At 42.9% G+C, this 17854-nt stretch carries 19 protein-coding genes; all 19 read left to right on the plus strand.

What is annotated here, in order from left to right; all coding sequences use genetic code 11:
• The first annotated feature begins 12 nt into the window (after window positions 1-12).
• The 19 genes from MSG37_RS13040 (at window position 13) to MSG37_RS13130 (ending at window position 17847) form a co-directional block, all read left to right on the plus strand.
• Complete coding sequence (locus tag MSG37_RS13040) at window positions 13-1263, plus strand: malic enzyme-like NAD(P)-binding protein (RefSeq protein ID WP_248471089.1); 1251 nt, start codon at window positions 13-15, stop codon at window positions 1261-1263.
• 322 nt (window positions 1264-1585) lie between these two features.
• Window positions 1586-3493 carry an RNase E specificity factor CsrD gene (gene csrD / locus MSG37_RS13045; protein WP_248471090.1) on the plus strand — a complete coding sequence of 636 codons (1908 nt, stop codon included), beginning with the start codon at window positions 1586-1588 and terminating at the stop codon, window positions 3491-3493.
• A 213-nt stretch (window positions 3494-3706) separates the two neighbouring features.
• Complete coding sequence (locus MSG37_RS13050) at window positions 3707-4588, plus strand: MSHA biogenesis protein MshI (RefSeq protein ID WP_248471091.1); 882 nt, start codon at window positions 3707-3709, stop codon at window positions 4586-4588.
• Window positions 4585-5193, plus strand: a complete 609-nt coding sequence (locus MSG37_RS13055) for a PilN domain-containing protein (protein ID WP_248471092.1) — start codon at window positions 4585-4587, stop codon at window positions 5191-5193. The genes MSG37_RS13050 and MSG37_RS13055 overlap by 4 nt, the downstream gene beginning before the upstream one ends.
• Window positions 5190-5846, plus strand: coding sequence for a type 4a pilus biogenesis protein PilO (locus MSG37_RS13060; protein WP_248471093.1), 657 nt, complete (start codon window positions 5190-5192; stop codon window positions 5844-5846). Before MSG37_RS13055 ends, MSG37_RS13060 begins: the two co-directional genes overlap by 4 nt.
• The gene (locus MSG37_RS13065) at window positions 5827-6162 is read left to right on the plus strand and encodes an MSHA biogenesis protein MshK (RefSeq protein ID WP_248471094.1); all 336 of its coding nucleotides are present in this window, start codon (window positions 5827-5829) and stop codon (window positions 6160-6162) included. The genes MSG37_RS13060 and MSG37_RS13065 overlap by 20 nt, the downstream gene beginning before the upstream one ends.
• 4 nt (window positions 6163-6166) lie before the next feature.
• Window positions 6167-7834 (plus strand): pilus (MSHA type) biogenesis protein MshL, encoded by a 1668-nt coding sequence (mshL, locus tag MSG37_RS13070; protein WP_248471095.1) that lies wholly within the window; start codon window positions 6167-6169, stop codon window positions 7832-7834.
• 2 nt (window positions 7835-7836) lie between these two features.
• Entirely contained in the window at window positions 7837-8745 is a 909-nt protein-coding gene (locus tag MSG37_RS13075; RefSeq protein ID WP_248471096.1) for an AAA family ATPase, read from the plus strand.
• Window positions 8742-10004: a tetratricopeptide repeat protein gene (locus tag MSG37_RS13080; RefSeq protein ID WP_248471097.1), complete on the plus strand. Its 1263-nt coding sequence runs from the start codon at window positions 8742-8744 to the stop codon at window positions 10002-10004. The genes MSG37_RS13075 and MSG37_RS13080 overlap by 4 nt, the downstream gene beginning before the upstream one ends.
• A complete protein-coding gene (locus MSG37_RS13085; protein ID WP_248471098.1) occupies window positions 10004-11737 on the plus strand; it encodes a type II/IV secretion system protein in 1734 nt (577 codons plus the stop codon). Before MSG37_RS13080 ends, MSG37_RS13085 begins: the two co-directional genes overlap by 1 nt.
• Window positions 11738-11739: 2 nt before the next feature.
• Window positions 11740-12960 (plus strand): type II secretion system F family protein, encoded by a 1221-nt coding sequence (locus MSG37_RS13090; RefSeq protein ID WP_248471099.1) that lies wholly within the window; start codon window positions 11740-11742, stop codon window positions 12958-12960.
• A 22-nt stretch (window positions 12961-12982) separates the two neighbouring features.
• Window positions 12983-13474, plus strand: a complete 492-nt coding sequence (locus tag MSG37_RS13095) for a hypothetical protein (protein ID WP_248471100.1) — start codon at window positions 12983-12985, stop codon at window positions 13472-13474.
• Between the two features lie 69 nt (window positions 13475-13543).
• On the plus strand, window positions 13544-14140 hold the full coding sequence (locus MSG37_RS13100) for a type II secretion system protein (protein ID WP_248471101.1): 597 nt from the start codon (window positions 13544-13546) through the stop codon (window positions 14138-14140).
• A gap of 87 nt (window positions 14141-14227) precedes the next feature.
• On the plus strand, window positions 14228-14743 hold the full coding sequence (locus MSG37_RS13105; RefSeq protein WP_248471102.1) for a prepilin-type N-terminal cleavage/methylation domain-containing protein: 516 nt from the start codon (window positions 14228-14230) through the stop codon (window positions 14741-14743).
• Between the two features lie 31 nt (window positions 14744-14774).
• A complete protein-coding gene (locus MSG37_RS21335) occupies window positions 14775-15263 on the plus strand; it encodes a type II secretion system protein (protein ID WP_282446662.1) in 489 nt (162 codons plus the stop codon).
• A gap of 180 nt (window positions 15264-15443) precedes the next feature.
• On the plus strand, window positions 15444-15917 hold the full coding sequence (locus MSG37_RS13115) for a type II secretion system protein (RefSeq protein WP_248471103.1): 474 nt from the start codon (window positions 15444-15446) through the stop codon (window positions 15915-15917).
• Entirely contained in the window at window positions 15907-16470 is a 564-nt protein-coding gene (locus tag MSG37_RS13120; RefSeq protein WP_248471104.1) for a type II secretion system protein, read from the plus strand. Before MSG37_RS13115 ends, MSG37_RS13120 begins: the two co-directional genes overlap by 11 nt.
• Window positions 16470-17372, plus strand: coding sequence for a type II secretion system protein (locus MSG37_RS13125; RefSeq protein ID WP_248471105.1), 903 nt, complete (start codon window positions 16470-16472; stop codon window positions 17370-17372). The genes MSG37_RS13120 and MSG37_RS13125 overlap by 1 nt, the downstream gene beginning before the upstream one ends.
• Window positions 17362-17847: an MSHA biogenesis protein MshP gene (locus MSG37_RS13130; protein WP_248471106.1), complete on the plus strand. Its 486-nt coding sequence runs from the start codon at window positions 17362-17364 to the stop codon at window positions 17845-17847. The genes MSG37_RS13125 and MSG37_RS13130 overlap by 11 nt, the downstream gene beginning before the upstream one ends.
• Window positions 17848-17854: the final 7 nt, after the last annotated feature.

Genomic DNA, 17854 nt, shown 5'->3' on the forward strand with positions numbered 1-17854 from the left:
AGGATCAGAAAAATGGCAGATTTTCGTCAACAAGCTCTCGATTATCACGAATTCCCAGTTCCAGGCAAAACAGCTGTTTGCCTAACCAAACCCGCACAAACAAGCATGGACCTAGCATTAGCTTATAGTCCAGGTGTAGCAGAGCCCGTACGTGAAATCGCGGCGAATCCTGATAATGCTTACCGTTATACTGGCAAAGGTAATACCGTTGCGGTTATTTCTAACGGTACCGCTATTTTAGGTTTAGGTAACTTGGGTCCGTTAGCATCAAAGCCAGTAATGGAAGGTAAAGCACTACTTTTCAAGCACTTTGCTAACATCGATGCGACTGATATTGAAGTTAAGCACAGAACATCTGAAGAGTTTATCAATACAGTTGAAGCCATTGCTGACACTTTTGGTGGTATTAACCTAGAAGATATTAAAGCACCTGAGTGTTTTGAAATCGAAAAAGCCTTGATTGAGCTATGCAACGTACCAGTATTCCATGACGATCAGCACGGTACCGCTATTGTAACCGCGGCGGGTATGATTAACGCATTAGAGATCCAAGGCAAGTCGATTGAAGATGCAGTGTTTGTATGTATGGGTGCAGGCGCTGCTGCAATCGCATGTATGACAATGATTGTTAATTGTGGTGCACAACGTGAAAACGTTTACATGTTAGATAGAAAGGGCGTTATTCATACTCGTCGTGACGATATCAATGAATACAAAGCACTATTTGCTAACAACACTGACAAGCGTACTCTGCAAGATGTAATCAAAGGCGCTGACGTATTCTTAGGTCTTTCTGGCCCTGACGTGTTAGCTGCTGAAGATGTTGCATTAATGGCTGACAAACCAGTTATTTTTGCTTGTTCAAATCCAGATCCTGAAATTAAGCCAGAGCTTGCTCATGAAGTTCGCCAAGATTTAATTATGGGTACAGGCCGCAGTGATTACCCGAACCAAGTTAACAATGTACTTTGTTTCCCATTCATTTTCCGTGGCGCGTTAGATGTTCGCGCGACACGTATTAATGACGAGATGAAGCTAGCTGCTGTACACGCTATCGCTGGATTGGCAAAAGAATCTGTTCCTGAGTCGGTTTTAGCTGCGTATCCAAATGTTGACTCTTTAGAGTTTGGTGCAAACTATGTTCTGCCAAAGCCTATGGATAGCCGTTTATTACCAAGAGTTGCTAAGGCTGTAGCACTAGCTGCAATTGAGTCTGGCGTGGCAACAATTACTGAATTACCAGAAGGCTATATGGAGTCGTAAGATTCTATTTGTCACTTAAAGGGGCCTTTGGCCCCTTTTTTGTTGCTCAGTGTTTTTGGATTACGTATAACTGTAATTATATTTTAGAGTTAGCCGTTTTAGCGGCCAAGATAAGTAATTGCTCTGTATAGCACTCTTTTTATAGGCAAGTTAACTTAAACATAAGCTGAAATACTGATATTGCTTTGCTGTACTTTTAACGCAACAGTGAGTGCGGCACAGAACTCGCTCATATTGAGAGTATGAATTTTATCTTGATTAGCACTCAAGTCGTGTGATTTTACTGTATAAAAACCAATAAGAAACTGCGGGAAGCGGACGAATGAAACTGACTAGAATCCTAACCAAAAAACTAACCAGCTTTTGGCTAATGTCGCTTGTTGGTGTCGCATTTATCTGCTTTTTAACTGCCATGGTTAGCTTTGTCCAACTAACCTATACATTCCAACAGCAAAAGGTAACAGAGCTTGAAGAGCTGATTGAGCAGCAGTCATCCCACCCCGAACGTTGGGGCTTTCAAGAGTGGCTACCACCATTATTAAATTCCTATCGCGCTCGTGCTTTTAGTTTGTACCAAGGCGATAAACTTATTTTTGAATATCAACCTGAAACGACCGCCAAAGGTGGAGTTCAGTACAAAAGTCAGTTAGCAGAAGGCAGGCTAGCTATGCAGTTAACTATGCCGCAGCCGTTTGCTAAGAGCGATATTGGTTGGTATGGCATGCTGATTATCTTTATTGGCTGCGTAGCGGTATTTTTGTTTGTACGTTTTGGTTTTCGTTGGTTTTCTGCCGAGCTCAATGGCATTGAACATCTGGCGCAACGTTCGAGTCTTATATTGTCGGGGCAGCATGATAAAGCTCTAGCCGAAAGAGGTCAGGGCAAGCCGCGATTAATAAACCGAGCCCTGACTCATTTGCTATTAGAGTTAGATGATGCCCATAAAGAGCGTGCCCGCTTTGATCAGTTTATTCGTTCAAATACTTTCCTTGATTCAGAGACTGGCATTGGTAATAGCCTGTTTCTGAAAAACCGCTTAGATGCGCTCAGTGGATCTTCGGGCATGATCACTCCGGGCGTTTTGTATTTGTTTGAAATGGAAGACTTAGAATTATTAGGTAAAGAGCTGGCCGACCATGAAGTTGATGAACTTTTGCTGCAGTTAATCGGTGTGGTTAACCAAATTTTGGCAGACAAAGCGAACAGTATTTTCTCTCGCCGTTCATATAATCAGTTTGCTGTTGTTGTACCGCAGATCTCCCAAGTTGAAGCGGATCAATTAGCCGCGAAGCTATTACGTTTGAGCCTCAATCAGCTAAATAGCTTTGTGACTTTACCTGACGATTTCATCCATTTGGGTGGCGCTTACTTTAAAGTCGGTGATGATAAAGATGCACTAGTTGAAGAAGCTGAGCTGGCACTACGCTCTGCACAATTCCAAGGCGGCAGTAGTTGGTTTATGTATGACAAGGGCGCGGTTGACGGCGACTTATCTAAAGGCTCTGTAAGGTGGCGCAGTTTTATTGAAAATGTATTGGTAAGCAGAAGAGTATTTTTGTTTTCTCAGCCGGTGGTAGACAGTGACTCAAATGCCCATCATCAAGAAGTTACCTGTCGTTTGCGAGATACCCAAGGTAATTTGGTGCGCGCAACGCTGTTTTTACCTATGGCAATAAAATGCGGCCTAACCCCGCAAATAGAACGACAAGTTATTGAAATGGTAATGTTTGATGTTTTACCAAAGCATAAAGATAACTCCTTAAAATTTAGTATTAACTTAAGCTTAGATACACTTTTGAGCCGAGCTTTTGTGCGCTGGCTTAAAACAACATTGCTTGAGTATCGTCACTTAGCGCCAAGACTGATTTTTGAAGTTAATGAAGACATTTTAGTTAACCATCAGCAGCAATTAAAAGATCCACTGGATATGATTAATAAAATGGGGGCAAGTATCTGTGTTGATCGTGTTGGCCAACAGGTTGTAAGCACTGAATACATGCACCATTATCCAATTTCGTTAATCAAGTTGCATAGATCTATTGTTAACCAAATTCATTTGCGCGCAGAGAATCAATTATTTGTACGTAGCTTGATTGCTGGGCTCTTTAGAACCGATGTGCAGGTATGCGCAGAAGGAGTTGAAGTTTTCCAAGAATGGCAAACATTACAAATCCTCGGGGTGAGTGCGGGCCAAGGGAGCTTTTTCAGTGAGCCAATTGAAGAAGTATAGTTTGTTTCTTATTTTAGAATGATTGTTAATAAAGATTCGTAAATTAGGGTTTTATCTATAATTTTCAGGAATAACCCGCTACACTAAAGGGATAATGACAGTCTTGCGCTATTTAAATAAGAACTGACAATATTTAATTCACTAATTTAAGCGTGGAACAGCGTTGATTTCGCAAATTGAATTAGTTTTTGAACAATTTTAAGGCATGGATTAATGGAAGAAAGCCTATTGGGTAAAATCCAATTTTGGCGTAAATCTGCACCTAAGCAAAATCTAGGTGTGTATATTTGCGCAGACAAAATAACGGTCTTTCAAGGCTCTACTGCCCAAGTAGCTGCCAAAACTATGACATTCGTTTTCAATCAACATGATTGGAATAGCGCCTTTTCTCAAGTTGTGAAAGAGTTTGGCGTAGCCAATATTCAAATTGTGCTTGCGGCAGATTTTTATCAACTCCTTTTAGTCGACAAACCGAACGTGCAAGAAGAAGAGCTCAATGCAGCTTTGCTTTGGTCGGTAAAAGACATAGTGACTCAAGCCGTTACAGATATTCACTTAGATTATTTTGAGTCATCCAAACAAACCACCAATAAAGTTAACGTGGTGGTCACTGAAACCCCCCAATTATCTGCATTACTGATTGCTGCCAAAAATGTTGGTTTAGTTACGGTTGGCGTTTCTATTGAAGAAATGGCGATGAGCAACCTATTTGACGATAGCCAAGCTCGGCTTGTCCTTAGCCACCGAGAAGGGCAGGAGTTGCTATTAACGGTAGTCAGATCCGGTGAAGTGTTTATGCAGCGCCGAGTGCGAGGCTTTTTACAGATAGATAAAGTTTCTGCAGAAGATTTGTCTTACGGTGTCGCAGATAACTTAAGTTTAGAGCTGCAACGCTCAATGGATTATTTTGAAAGCCAATTGCGCGAAGCGCCAGTATCTTCAATTGAACTGGTTATGGATGGTGAACGTGTAGCGTTAGCAAACTTAATTGCCGCTAATTTTGATCAGAGCGTCACGCCTTACGACGGCATATCGGTGGAATCCGTGTTTGCACAGTTAGCGTTGGCTGAAATTACGCGAGGTCAGCCGCAATGAAATTAAGAGTTAACTTATATTCTGATACGCTATTTCCGCCAGAATTACGCTTATCTTTTTCAAGATTGACTAAAGCGCTAATTGCACTTATCTGCTTACTACTGCTGACCACGGCTGTATTCTGGGGGCTTAATTCGAGTTTAGAGTCTGATAAAAAACAGCTGATGCTAGTTAAAAAGAGCCTCGATGCTGAAAAACAAGATTTAGAAGCTGAGCTTGCCAAGCGTGGACCAAATAAAGCCTTAGTGGCAGAGGTGGAGTTAAAAGCACAGCAACTGGAATTAAAACAAAAGTTGTTTGGCAAACTGAACCAACAAGAAGTGTTAACCAGTTATGGTTACTCACCATTAATGACAGATTTAGCTAGCGTTGCTGACGCCAAGCTATGGTTAAATCGAATTCAAGTGAATGAAAATAGATATATTTTTGAAGGCTTTACTTCTTCACCTGAAGGCGTGCCTTTATGGGTAGATAAGCTTAAAACGACTACAACATTAAAAGGCCACGCATTTGCCTCAATGACCATGAGTCTAGGCGAGAACCAACCTTTAGCATTTAAGCTAACTAGCGATGCCGTAGGCAGCGACAAGGAGTTAGTGAAATGAAGCAAAAGTGGCAGCAGTTAGCTGAAAAATTTGATGATTTAAGCCAACGAGAACGCGTATTGGTGGCTGTGGCTACCTTAGTGGTGGCGGGATTACTTTTTTATTTACCGCTTGAGTCGGCCTTGGAAAAACACGGTAAAATTTCACAGCAAAATCAGAGTATCGAAAGTGAAAACCGTATTTCAACACAGCAAATTGCTATGTATGAAGAGAGCTTACAAAAAGATCCGGATACTGAGTATCGCGATCGTTTGAATAATATCAACCAGCAAAATAAGCAGATTGATGAGCAATTATCTTTCCAAATGGTCGATATGGTGCCTGCTGATCATATGCCAACCTTACTAGCGGGATTACTTTCTAAAGTCAAAGGCATCACCCTTAAGTCTTTTACATCTATTGCGCCTAAGCCGTTACTGGAAGTGGGTGAAGAGAAGAAGATTAATTTATATAGTCACGGCATTCGACTTGAGCTGGTTGGTGACTATTTCTCGGTGTTGCGTTTTATTGAAGCTGTAGAAAGCATGCCGAATAAATTGTATTGGCGCAGCATGGACTATCGCGTTGACGCTTATCCAAAAGCTGCTATTTCACTAGAGCTTTACACCTTGAGTATTAATAAGGACTTTATCAGTGTTGCCAACAAAGATTAGTGCGCTATTGATTGCATTCCTGTGCAGTACTATAGGTTTTAGCGTAAATGCTACAGCTTTGCGAGATCCGACGTTACCTGGTGATGCCTCTGGTAAAGCTGACGTTGTAACCAGTTCTACGAATAACAATTTAGTGCTCAACAGTGTGGTTAAAAACAATACCTCAGCTTATGCCGTGATTAATAATCAAATTTTCACGCTGGGTGAGAGAGTTAAAGGTGTCAAAATCGTTGGGATCGGTGAGGACTCTGTGTCGTTAGCGGACGGCCGTAAGTTGACCATGTTTCAAGCTATTACAGATTTTAAGGGACAATAATTAAATGCGCTCAATTACCTATATCACCCCTTTGCTGTCATTAATGTTAGTGGCTTGCCAAACGGTAGACAGGCCTAACCCTGTTGAGTCAAAGCAGGCGCTGGCTGATTCATTAGCAGCGCAGCAGGCTCCAGCAGCAACACCACCGCCAGCAGTAATGCCAGACGATGTTCAAAGAGAGTTATCATCTGATAATTTATTAGCAGGTTACACGCCTGCAAGACCTACTGAGCGACGTTTTGACGTATCGGCTAATGATGTTGATGCAAAAGTATTTTTCCCAAGCCTTGCTCAAGGTACACCGCTTAGTGTGGCTGTACATCCTGATGTAACCGGTAAAATTTCGTTATCGCTTAAAGGTGTGACATTAAAAGAAGCCTTGCAAGTTGTTGAAGATATCTACGGCTATGAAGTGAGTCGAGAAGGCCGAATTTTGCGTATCTTCCCTGCTGGTATGCGCACTGAAACTTTCTCGTTAAATTATTTGTATATGGAGCGGCAAGGCCTTTCGTTGACCTCTGTAAATTCTGGCCGAATTTCTGATGATAACGACTCTAATTCGAATAGTAGTAATAGTAATAACAGCAGTTCAAATAGTTCGTCCAATAGCGATTCTAGCTCAAGTAATGGCAGTAATAATGAGCAAACTAATGGCACCTTTATTCGCTCAAAAACTAAAACAGATTTTTGGGGAGAATTACAAGAAACCTTAGTGTCGATTATTGGTAACAGCGGTGGTGGCCGTCAAGTTGTTGTAACGCCACAGGCTGGTCTTGTTACTATTCGAGCGTATCCAAATGAAATTCGCCAGGTGCGTAACTTTATTAAAACTGCAGAAACGCATTTGCAGCGTCAAGTTATCTTAGAGGCGAAAGTACTAGAGGTGACGTTATCGGATGGATACCAACAAGGTATTCATTGGGACAGTGTGTTAGGTCATGTTGGTAGCACAGATATCGAATTTGGCACTAGTCCTACAACAGGTTTAACAGATCAAATTACCAGTGTGCTGGGTGGGGTAACGTCAATTAAGTTATCTGGTTCAGACTTTAGCACTATGATTAATTTGCTTGATACACAAGGCGATGTGGATGTTTTGTCTAGCCCGCGTGTTACTGCATCGAATAACCAAAAAGCAGTGATTAAAGTGGGTACCGATGAGTACTTTGTTACTGATGTTTCGTCAACAACGGTCGCCGGTAATACTCCCGTTACTACACCAGAGGTTGAGTTAACGCCTTTCTTCTCAGGTATTGCGCTTGATGTAACGCCACAAATTGATGAGCAAGGTAATGTGCTACTGCATATTCATCCATCAGTAATTGATATTAAAGAGCAAACCAAAACCATTAAGATCTCAGAGAACACTTTAGAGCTACCATTAGCACAAAGTGAGATCCGCGAGTCAGATACAGTGATTAAAGCTGCAAGCGGCGACGTTGTGGTGATTGGTGGCTTAATGAAGAGCGAAAACATTGAGCTGGTCTCTAAAATACCATTGCTTGGCGATATTCCTTACTTAGGTGAAGCATTTACCAACCGTGCTAACTCAACCGTAAAAACCGAATTAGTTATTTTGCTTAAGCCTGTTGTGGTTGGCGCTAACACTTGGGAAAGTGAATTGAAGCGTTCGCAGCAGCTGCTTGACCGTTGGTACCCAGAGGAGCAATAAGCTTGTATCTGCAGCATTTTGGGTTAACAGAAACCCCGTTTTCACTTACACCGAACACGGGATTTTTCTTTGGCCTTGCACCGCATGTGGAAGCCTTACAGGTACTGCAAACAGCATTACAAACAGGCGAAGGGTTTATTAAAGTTACTGGTGAAGTCGGAACGGGCAAAACGCTTATTTGTCGCAAACTGATGAATGAGCTGCCAGAACGTTTTCACTGCGCTTACTTACCTAATCCTTACCTGACACCTGAAGAGTTGCGCTGGGCGGTAGCGATGGAACTGGGCTTAAAGCATTCCAACAAAATAGATCAACAGCAATTAACAGGCTTGATCCAGCAGCAGCTATTGGCGTTAAGTGCGCATGGGCATTCGATAATTCTGGTTCTGGATGAGGCGCAAGCATTACCCGATGAAAGTTTGGAAGCGCTGCGCTTATTCACTAATTTAGAAACCGAAAGCCGAAAGCTACTGCAAGTTGTACTATTTGCGCAGCCAGAGTTGGATGAACGTTTAGCGCAAAATAAATTTAGACAGCTTAGACAAAGAATTACATTTAGCTATTGCCTGCGTGCACTAACTAATGATGAGTCTGCAGCCTATATTCAGCATCGTTTGAGTGTGGCGGGGAGTGGTAATGGTCGCTTGTTTAGTGAAACTAATGCAAAACGAATAGCGAAAGCGGCTCGCGGGATCCCAAGGTTGATTAATGTGTTGTCTCACAAAGCGTTATTAGTCAGTTTTGGTGAGGGCGCGCAGCAAGTAGAAAAGCATCATGTTGGCGCAGCGATTGACGATACGAGTGATACCGTTAAGCATCAATACAAGCCCATTTGGTTGGCAATAATGGCCGTGGTTACCTTAGTGATATCGTTTAGTGCAATGTATTGGTTTAAGGGAGGCGTTGTATGAGCGTAATAAACAAAATGCTCAAAGATCTAGATAAACGCCAGCAGCCTCATGGTATTGAAAGCATGGCGCAGCCACAGGCTTCGACTCAGCCAAATGCCGCATCCAAAAAGCCAATATTGCTAGCAAGTGTCTTGTCTTTAGTTATTGGCGGTTTGGCTGTATTTATCACGCTTAACTTTACTGGGCTTAAACAGGCACCTAATGGGCTCGTTGTTAGTGAAGAACAAAAGCCAGTACCAGTCCAAAAGCTGAGCCAACTAGAAGCTCCAATAGCGCCAGCTACAGAGTCAGTATCGCAGGTTCAAACTCAAACTAATTCTCAGCCAAATTCGAGTCTGCAGATGACAGCTCAAAGCTCTGCTGAGCCGCAAATTGCAAACTCGACAAAGTCTGTACGGGACAGTGATTTATCCATAGAAGTGCAAGAGCCTAGTAATGTTAGTTCAAGCAAGCCTGCTATTAATGCAGCTAAGCCTGTTTCTGTAACTGACACAGTAGTTGCAACTGAAGTAGCAAAAGTAATTGATAAGCCACAAGCTGTAAAAGTTGCGCAAATAGAAACCAAGCCGCTACCTGAAAAGGCTGACAAAGCTCCACAGCAATTAACTATTTCTCATCAGGTAGATCGTAATGCTGAGCTTCACAATAGCAATAATATGGCCGTTACCGAGGTTAAACTTTCTCCTCAGCAGTTAGCGCAAAAACAACTACAACTGGCCACAGATGCACAGGCGCAAGGGCTACACAGTGACGCACTAACCTATTATTTAGCAGCATTAGATTATGACCCATCGCTTGAGCAAGCTAGAAAGCAAGCTGCGGCATTGTATTATGGTCAAAACAAGTTGCCGCAAGCGGCGCAGCTATTAGAGCAAGGTCGCTTATTGTTCCCACAACAATATGAATTTTCATTACTGTTAGCTCGAGTCTTACAAGCGAGCGGGCAGAACCAGCAAGCATTGCTTAGCCTAAACGCCATTCCGGATTCGAGTGAATTTGCCGTTGAAAAATGGCATCAGCAAAGTGATTTAGCGCAAAAGCAAAAAGACTATCCAGTTGCAGAGAAAAGTTTCCGTCAGCTGGCACAACAAGAGCCGTCGCAAGGTCGCTGGTGGATGGGACTCGGTTACGCCTTAGATGCGCAGCAAAAGTACAGTGATGCAAAGCAGGCTTATCACCAAGCATTACTGCAAGATAATTTATCCGCCCAGGCAAAAGTATACGTCGATAATCGTTTGCTGCAGTTAGGAGCATACTAGTGAAACCCAAGTTAAAAATGCGATTAGGTGATCTGCTAGTACAAGAGCAGATCATTACAGAAGAGCAGCTGCAGCAGGCATTGTCTGAACAACGTAATACGGGCAAGAAACTGGGGCGCACGTTAATTGACTTAGCGTGTATCACAGAGCAACAACTACTGCAGTTCTTATCACAGCAGTTAAATATTCCATTTCTTGATATCAGTAAACGGGCCATCAACGCTAAAGTTGTTAGCTTGCTACCAGAGGTTCAGGCTCGTCGATATCGTGCATTAGTTGTTGAAGATAATGGTGATAGCGTGCTGGTCGCTATGAGCGATCCTGCCGATCTGCAGGCGATGGATAACCTTGAAATGCAGTTGTTGCCGAAGGCGATATCAATTGCAGTAGTTACAGAAGAACAGCTACTTGATGCCTTTGACAACCTGTATCGTCGTACTGATGAAATTGCGCAAATTGCCGGTAAGCTCGAAGAAGAATATGCCGCCGATGAGATTTTCGATCTTGGCAGTTTAACTGGAGCCGATAGCGACAACGAAACCACAGTTGTTAAGCTGTTGCAGTCAATTTTTGAAGATGCCGTACAAATGCGTGCATCAGATATCCATATTGAGCCTGGTGAAAAATCCTTGCGTATTCGCCAACGTATCGACGGCCAGTTACACGAAAATATTTTACCCGAGGTGAGCATTGCGGCCGCCTTGGTATTGCGATTAAAACTGATGGCTGGTTTAGATATCTCTGAGAAACGCTTACCGCAAGATGGTCGTTTCCACATGGAGATCAAAGGACATAAGATCGATGTACGTATGTCGACTATGCCGATCTATCACGGTGAATCCGTGGTGATGCGTTTGCTTGATCAGTCAGCAGGCCTGTTAACGCTCAATGAAACCGGTATGCCTGCTGATATGCTGGCGAGGATCCGCCGTCAGATCAAACGACCACACGGTATGTTATTGGTAACAGGACCAACTGGTAGCGGTAAGACAACAACCCTTTACGGGATCTTAAGCGAGCTTAATACTGCAGATCGCAAGATCATCACCGTAGAAGATCCGGTTGAATACCAGTTACCGCGGATTAACCAAGTTCAAGTTAACCACAAAATTGGTTTAGATTTCTCCCACGTACTGCGTACTACGTTACGTCAGGATCCCGACATCATAATGGTCGGTGAGATGCGTGACCAAGAAACCGTGGAGATTGGTCTTCGTGGTGCATTAACCGGTCACTTTGTACTTTCAACGCTGCATACTAATGATGCGGTAACCAGTGCGTTGCGTTTGCTCGATATGGGGGCGGCAAGCTACTTGGTCGCTAGTGCACTTCGAGTCATTATTGCTCAACGATTGGTGCGCCGAGTATGCCAAAACTGCGCGATTGATTATCACCTTAGTGCACAAGATAAAGCTTGGTTATCTAATGTGAGCCAGCTTGATTACTCAAAGGCAACATTCCGCATTGGTAGTGGTTGCCAGAGCTGTAATGGCAGTGGCTACCGTGGTCGAATTGGTGTGTTTGAGATCCTAGAGCTTGATGAAGCTATGATTGAGGCAATGCGTACCGGTAATCCGCAAGACTTTACCCGCGCAGCTTATCAAAGCCCTAATTTTACGCCGTTAGCTGAATCTGCACTCAAGTATTTAGCCCAAGGAATGACAACGATTGAAGAAGTCGCCAAGCTAGTTGAAGACGTGAGCGAGATAGCACTTGAGCAAGGTGAGGCCTAGTTATGCCATCGTATCAGTACCGCGGACGCAGCGCCCAAGGCGAGCAGATAAAAGGCATACTTGATGCCAGCTCTGAGAGCGCGGCTGCCGATCAGCTTATGTCCCGTGGGGTGATTCCGCTAGAACTGACATTAGCCAAAGAGGTTAAAGAGTTTAGCCTTAAGGGATTATTTAAAGGAAAAGTGGCTTTAGACGAGCTGCAGATCTTTACTCGGCAGATGTATTCATTGACCCGCTCTGGGATCCCAATTTTAAGAGCGATCGCGGGTCTTTCTGAAACGACTCACTCGCAACGTATGAAAGAAGCACTCGATGATATTTCCGAACAGCTAACCTCTGGTCGTCCGCTTTCTTCGGCAATGAATCAGCACCCCGATGTGTTTGATGCCTTGTTTGTATCTATGGTTCATGTGGGTGAGAACACGGGTAAGCTTGAAGATGCCTTTATTCAGCTATCAGGTTATATCGAGCGTGAGCAAGAAACCCGCCGCCGTATTAAAGCAGCAATGCGTTATCCAATCTTCGTGCTTATCGCCATTGCCATCGCCATGGTGATCTTAAATATCATGGTTATTCCAAAATTTGCTGAGATGTTTTCGCGATTTGGTGCAGAGCTGCCATGGGCAACTAAGTTACTAATTAATACATCAAACGTATTTGTTAATTATTGGCCTGCCATGATAGTGGTATTAGTCGCTAGCTTTGTTGGTATTCGTTACTGGCACAGTACTGAAAAAGGTGAAAAGCAATGGGATAAATGGAAGCTAAATATCCCAGCTGTCGGCAGCATTATCGAACGTTCTACTTTGTCACGTTATTGCCGTAGCTTTTCAATGATGTTGAGTGCAGGAGTGCCCATGACGCAGGCACTAAGCTTGGTGGCTGATGCTGTTGATAATGCTTATATGCATGATCGTATTGTCGGTATGCGCCGTGGCATTGAGTCAGGCGAATCTATGCTAAGAGTATCGAACAATAGCCACTTATTTACCCCGCTTGTACTGCAGATGGTGGCCGTTGGTGAAGAAACCGGACAAATTGACCAATTACTAAATGATGCCGCTGACTTTTATGAGGGCGAGGTTGATTACGATCTTAAAAACCTAACCGCAAAGCTAGAGCCAATATTAATTGGTTTTGTAGCTTGTATTGTACTGATCCTCGCATTGGGTATTTATCTACCTATGTGGGATATGCTCAATGTGGTTAAAGGCGGTAGCTAATGTTTTGCTGTGAGTCTGAGCAATGTTGAGTCAGCAAAAGTCAGACCGTGAATTATTGAGTCTTTCAGGCAGAGTATTTTCGATAATTATACTATTGTTAATATTGTCTTATTTAGCCTTTAGCCACTTTGATAGCATCAAGTTATTGGGGAACTCTAATATTCAAACAGTGCACAATAGGTTATTAAATGTGTTAGCGGGCGTTAAGTCTCAGTGGTTGATCCGTGGTCAACCACAGCAGCTAAAGCTAGATTGGCGTACAGATCTAAATCAAGAGTCTTTGCAGGTGAGTTATGTACTCATGTCTGCTGGCGGCTGGCCTGTACCAAATGAGACAAATGTTGCGGGTTGTCGACAGCTGATAGGCAGTTTGTTGGGTGATAGTTATGGGCAACACTTTGTTACAGAGCATGATATAAACGCTGAAACATGCCGATATATTGGCGTAGATGGCCGAAGTATTAGCTATCAACTCAATTCTGGGCGGGTCATTTTTTTGACAGGGGATCAATGAATAGTGAAATTATCTGTTTTCTAATTTTAACAAACTGCTAGAATAGCCGCATACAAGATTGGGGGTAAAATGAAACAACAGTATCAGAAAGGTTTTTCTCTTATTGAATTGGTCATAGTTATAGTCATTCTTGGCTTACTAGCTGCGACTGCAATTCCACGATTTTTAAATGTTACCGAAGATGCTGAAGACGCGAGTGTTGATGGTGTTTCCGGTGGCTTAGCAACAGCTGTTAGCTTCGTGCGTTCGCAGTGGGAAGTTGACGGCCGCAATAATGATAACGTCGTGCTAGACGGTGCTCGTGTATATCTTGATACGCGTTTCGGTTTCCCTACGGGGGCAAGTAGCCGACAAGCGACTGATATGACTGTCGCTAGCTGCAGTGAAGTATTTAATACTGTTTTACAAAATGCACCACGTAATGTTGAAGCAACTGCTGATGCTCGTGGATCTCGTTATGCGGTTAGCGTTAACAACAACGCAGGTGGGACAGTTATCGATCTTGAAGGCAATGATGTCGCTGGCGTTGAGCTATGTGTGTATCACTTAGTGGAATCTTTGACATTAAATGACTCAGGTATTCCGACACCAGCTCCTACAACATCTATTGGCAAAGGGGTGACTTATAACCCTGGTAACGGCCAAGTACAGAGTTTTATTAATTAAGATTTGCTTAGTTTTTAGAAGTGTTTTTAGCTGTAGCTTTTTAATTTTATAGCTACTGTAAAAAGAGAAATTTTCGAGGATCTACATATGCAAAAACAAAATGGTTTTACCCTAATCGAATTAGTGGTTGTTATCATCATCCTAGGTATTTTGGCTGTAACTGCAGCACCTAAGTTTATTAACTTGCAAACAGATGCACGTCAATCAGCGCTTCAAGGCGTCAAAGGTGCTATCCAAGGTGCTAATGGTTTAGTGTTTGCTAAAGCGGCGTTAGCGGGTGAAGAAAGAAATGCTGGTCCAGTCAATGTCGACATTGGCACAACAGGTAGTGTGATAAATGTACCTACTACTTATGGTTATATGACAGCTGAAGAGACAACATTTGAGTTAGCTGTTGATGCAAGCTTTGTTGCTGAAGCGACAAATACGAATAATGGTACTGAAGACTGGATTGTTGTTGAAGCTGGAACTCCTGGTTCAGGAGCTACAATGGTGATTTATCAGCGTGATGCACCGAATGACAGTAATACTTGCCAATTAACGTACAAAGAAGCAACTGCTACATCACTTCCTGAGTACACTATTGCTGATACAGGCTGTTAAAATAATAATGCTTATTTGAGAGAATATATAAATGCAAAAACAAAATGGTTTTACGCTAATTGAATTAGTGGTTGTGATTATCATTCTAGGTATTTTGGCTGTTACAGCAGCACCTAAGTTTATCAACCTACAAGGTGACGCGCGAGCTTCGACCCTTCAAGGCCTGAAAGGATCAATACAGGGTGCTAACTCGTTAGTTTTCTCAAAAGCTGCTATCGCAAGTAAAGAGAAAGATGGCGATACAACGGTTCAAATTGGTGCTGATGCTGCGGATACTGTAAAGATTGCTTATGGTTATTTGCAAAATGATTCAGCTTCTATTTTAGAAGCACTAGATATTAGCACTGCTGACTGGACTATTGTAGATGGAGCTAATTTAACTGAGGCTACGGTTATTTATCAGAATGGCTCACCATATGATGCATCTTCAACGCCTAAGGTTGATTGTCATTTTGAGTACACTCCAGCTCAGAGTGCTAGTACAGCACCTAAGTACGAAGTAAAAGATACTGGTTGTTAATTTTAACCGCTTAAAAAGGCCTGCCTAGCAGGCCTTTTTTGTATCTAACGTATTAATAGCGGCTTTATTTGCCATACTTATTAAATTGTTAGACACTAACTCTATGAGTTAGCTCTCAATCCCTTTAGTTTGATGGTTTCAATCGAAATCTAAACACCGCAGTACTGTTCAGGACGAATAATGCACAGAACGCCGCGACAAGCAGGTTTTACCTTAGTTGAACTTGTTACCACTATTATCCTTATTGCCATCCTTGCAGTGGTGGTGATCCCGCGCCTTTTAACCACCTCGAGTTACAGTGCATTTACCCTGCGTGATGAATTTATTAGCGAGCTGCGTAAAGTGCAGATTATGGCGATGAATAATCAAGATCGCTGCTATCGTTTGTCTGTCACTGAAACCGACTACCAACTTATTCGTTTTAATGACGCCTGTAGCGGCACTCCTGCTCGAACAGATGCGCCTCAAGCTTTTCAAGGTGGTGCCAACCTCTCTCTTTTCAATGGTGGTGCGACTAGCTTTAATATTGAGTTTAATCGTCAAGGAGTGCCAATCGTCAATGGTTCGCGCTGTAATGGCAACTGTATAAATGTGCTTGCAGATGAAACTCTATTTTTAGCAATAGAGTCTGAGGGATACATTCATGAAGGCTAGGCTGCATTTATTAAAAAGTATAAAGCTACAAAAAGCCTTTACGTTAGTTGAGCTTGTTGTTGGCATGGTGGTGATAAGTATTGCCTTTGTGCTGCTCAGTACCATGCTATTCCCTCAAGCAGAACGTGCGGCAGATACTTTACACCGAGTGCGCTCTGCAGAGCTTGCTCATTCCATTTTGAATGAGATCTGGGGCAAACGATATGATCAAAATACCAACGCCAATGGAGGCGTACCAGCATGTGGTGCGTCAGCTAACGACGCACTAGGTTTACCAGCGGGGCTTGACTGTACAGCTTCTGCTAACTTAGGCCCTGATGCTGGTGAGAATCGCAGTGATTATAACGATGTAGATGATTATGCCGGGCTTACTATCAACAGCCAGATGCTGAATAGCTCTGATACCTATGCCGATCGTTATAAAAATTACTCATTATCTGTTTCAGTGCAGTACGATAACTTGCCAAGTTTAAATACAAAACTGGTGACTATTGATGTGACCACACCTAGCGGTGAAGTGATGACGTTCAATGCGATCAGGAGTAACTATTAATGCCTGTATCGATAACTTCAGCTTCTAGCTTGCAGCTACGAAAAATAAAACAGCTAAAGGCTAAAGGTTTCACCTTGGTTGAGTTGGTCACGGTTATCATTATTCTTGGGGTGCTAGTCCTAGGCGTGAGTAGTTTTCTTATCTTTGGGACGCGCATTTTTGTCGATGCAACCTCGGTCGATCAGGTGATGAGTCAAAGCCGCTTTGCGATAGAACGAATGACCCGTGATATTCGTAATGCTGTGCCTAACAGTATTCGGGTTAGTAATGGTACGCGCACTAATGGTTCAGCATGGCAGTGTATTGAAATGATGCCAATTCAGGCGAGTGCATCCTATATTGAATTGCCAATCATGCCTGCAGCTAAATCAAGGGAAGCTAGAGTGATGCCTTCACGTGCTACGGCATCTTCGTTAACTGCGGGGCAGTTTTTTTTGGTATATCCATTGAGTCCTGCTGATGTTTATACTTCTACAGCTATTAGTAAAACTGACGGTAAGTTATTTCGCATTGATGCTGTTTCTGCCAATTCGACCAATGATTTAACTGTTAACTTCGGTCGTCAGGTTCGTTTTGATACGGCTTCACCGAGGCAGCGATATTTTGCCATTCAAGATGCTGTTAGCTATTGCTTTGAGCAGGTTAGTGCTGAAAGTAGCCAGCTTAACCGTTATAGCGGCTATGGTTTTAATAACCCTACAAATCAGCCATCACCTGACAGTATGGGCGATGGGGTATTAATGGCTGAAAATATCGTCAACACTATCGGTAACAATAGCCCCATGGCCTACACCCCGGGAACCTTAAAAAATAATGCAATGGTACATCTGAATCCATTATTTGATGTTCAAGGCCAGAGCTTTCAATACCATCATCAAGTGCAGGTGATAAATGTTCCATAAACTGCGAATAAATCCAAGTAGGAATAACTTCACTAGGCAACGCGGTAGTGCACTGGTTATTGGTGTATTCATTATCACTGTGATGTTCTTGTTAGCGGCGACCTTAATAAATGTACTTAATGATGCAGACCAACAGATCAGCGTTGAAGTATGGGGTACCCGCGCCTTTGCTGCAGCCAATAGCGGTGCAGATAAAAGTTTAGCGACTCTATTCCCTTTAGATGGTAATCCGGGGAGTTGTAGCGTACAAACGACTTGGAATATTGGCAGCGACACGGGACTTGTGGGGTTTCATGGCTGTAAAGTTGAAATGAAGTGCTCAAAAGTTGAGGTTAATTTGCCTGCAAGTAACATGACTCAATATTTAATAACCAGTACTGCAACTTGTAGTTCTGGCGATTGTGACTCAGGTAGAAGTAGTGATGCGAGTTGTATTCGAGTTAGTCGACAGGTGGAGGTAGAAGCTCGTGATTAGTTTCCAA

Origin of the sequence: Shewanella sp. 1CM18E (assembly GCF_023161665.1) — a bacterium.
In the GTDB taxonomy this organism is placed as follows: domain Bacteria; phylum Pseudomonadota; class Gammaproteobacteria; order Enterobacterales; family Shewanellaceae; genus Shewanella.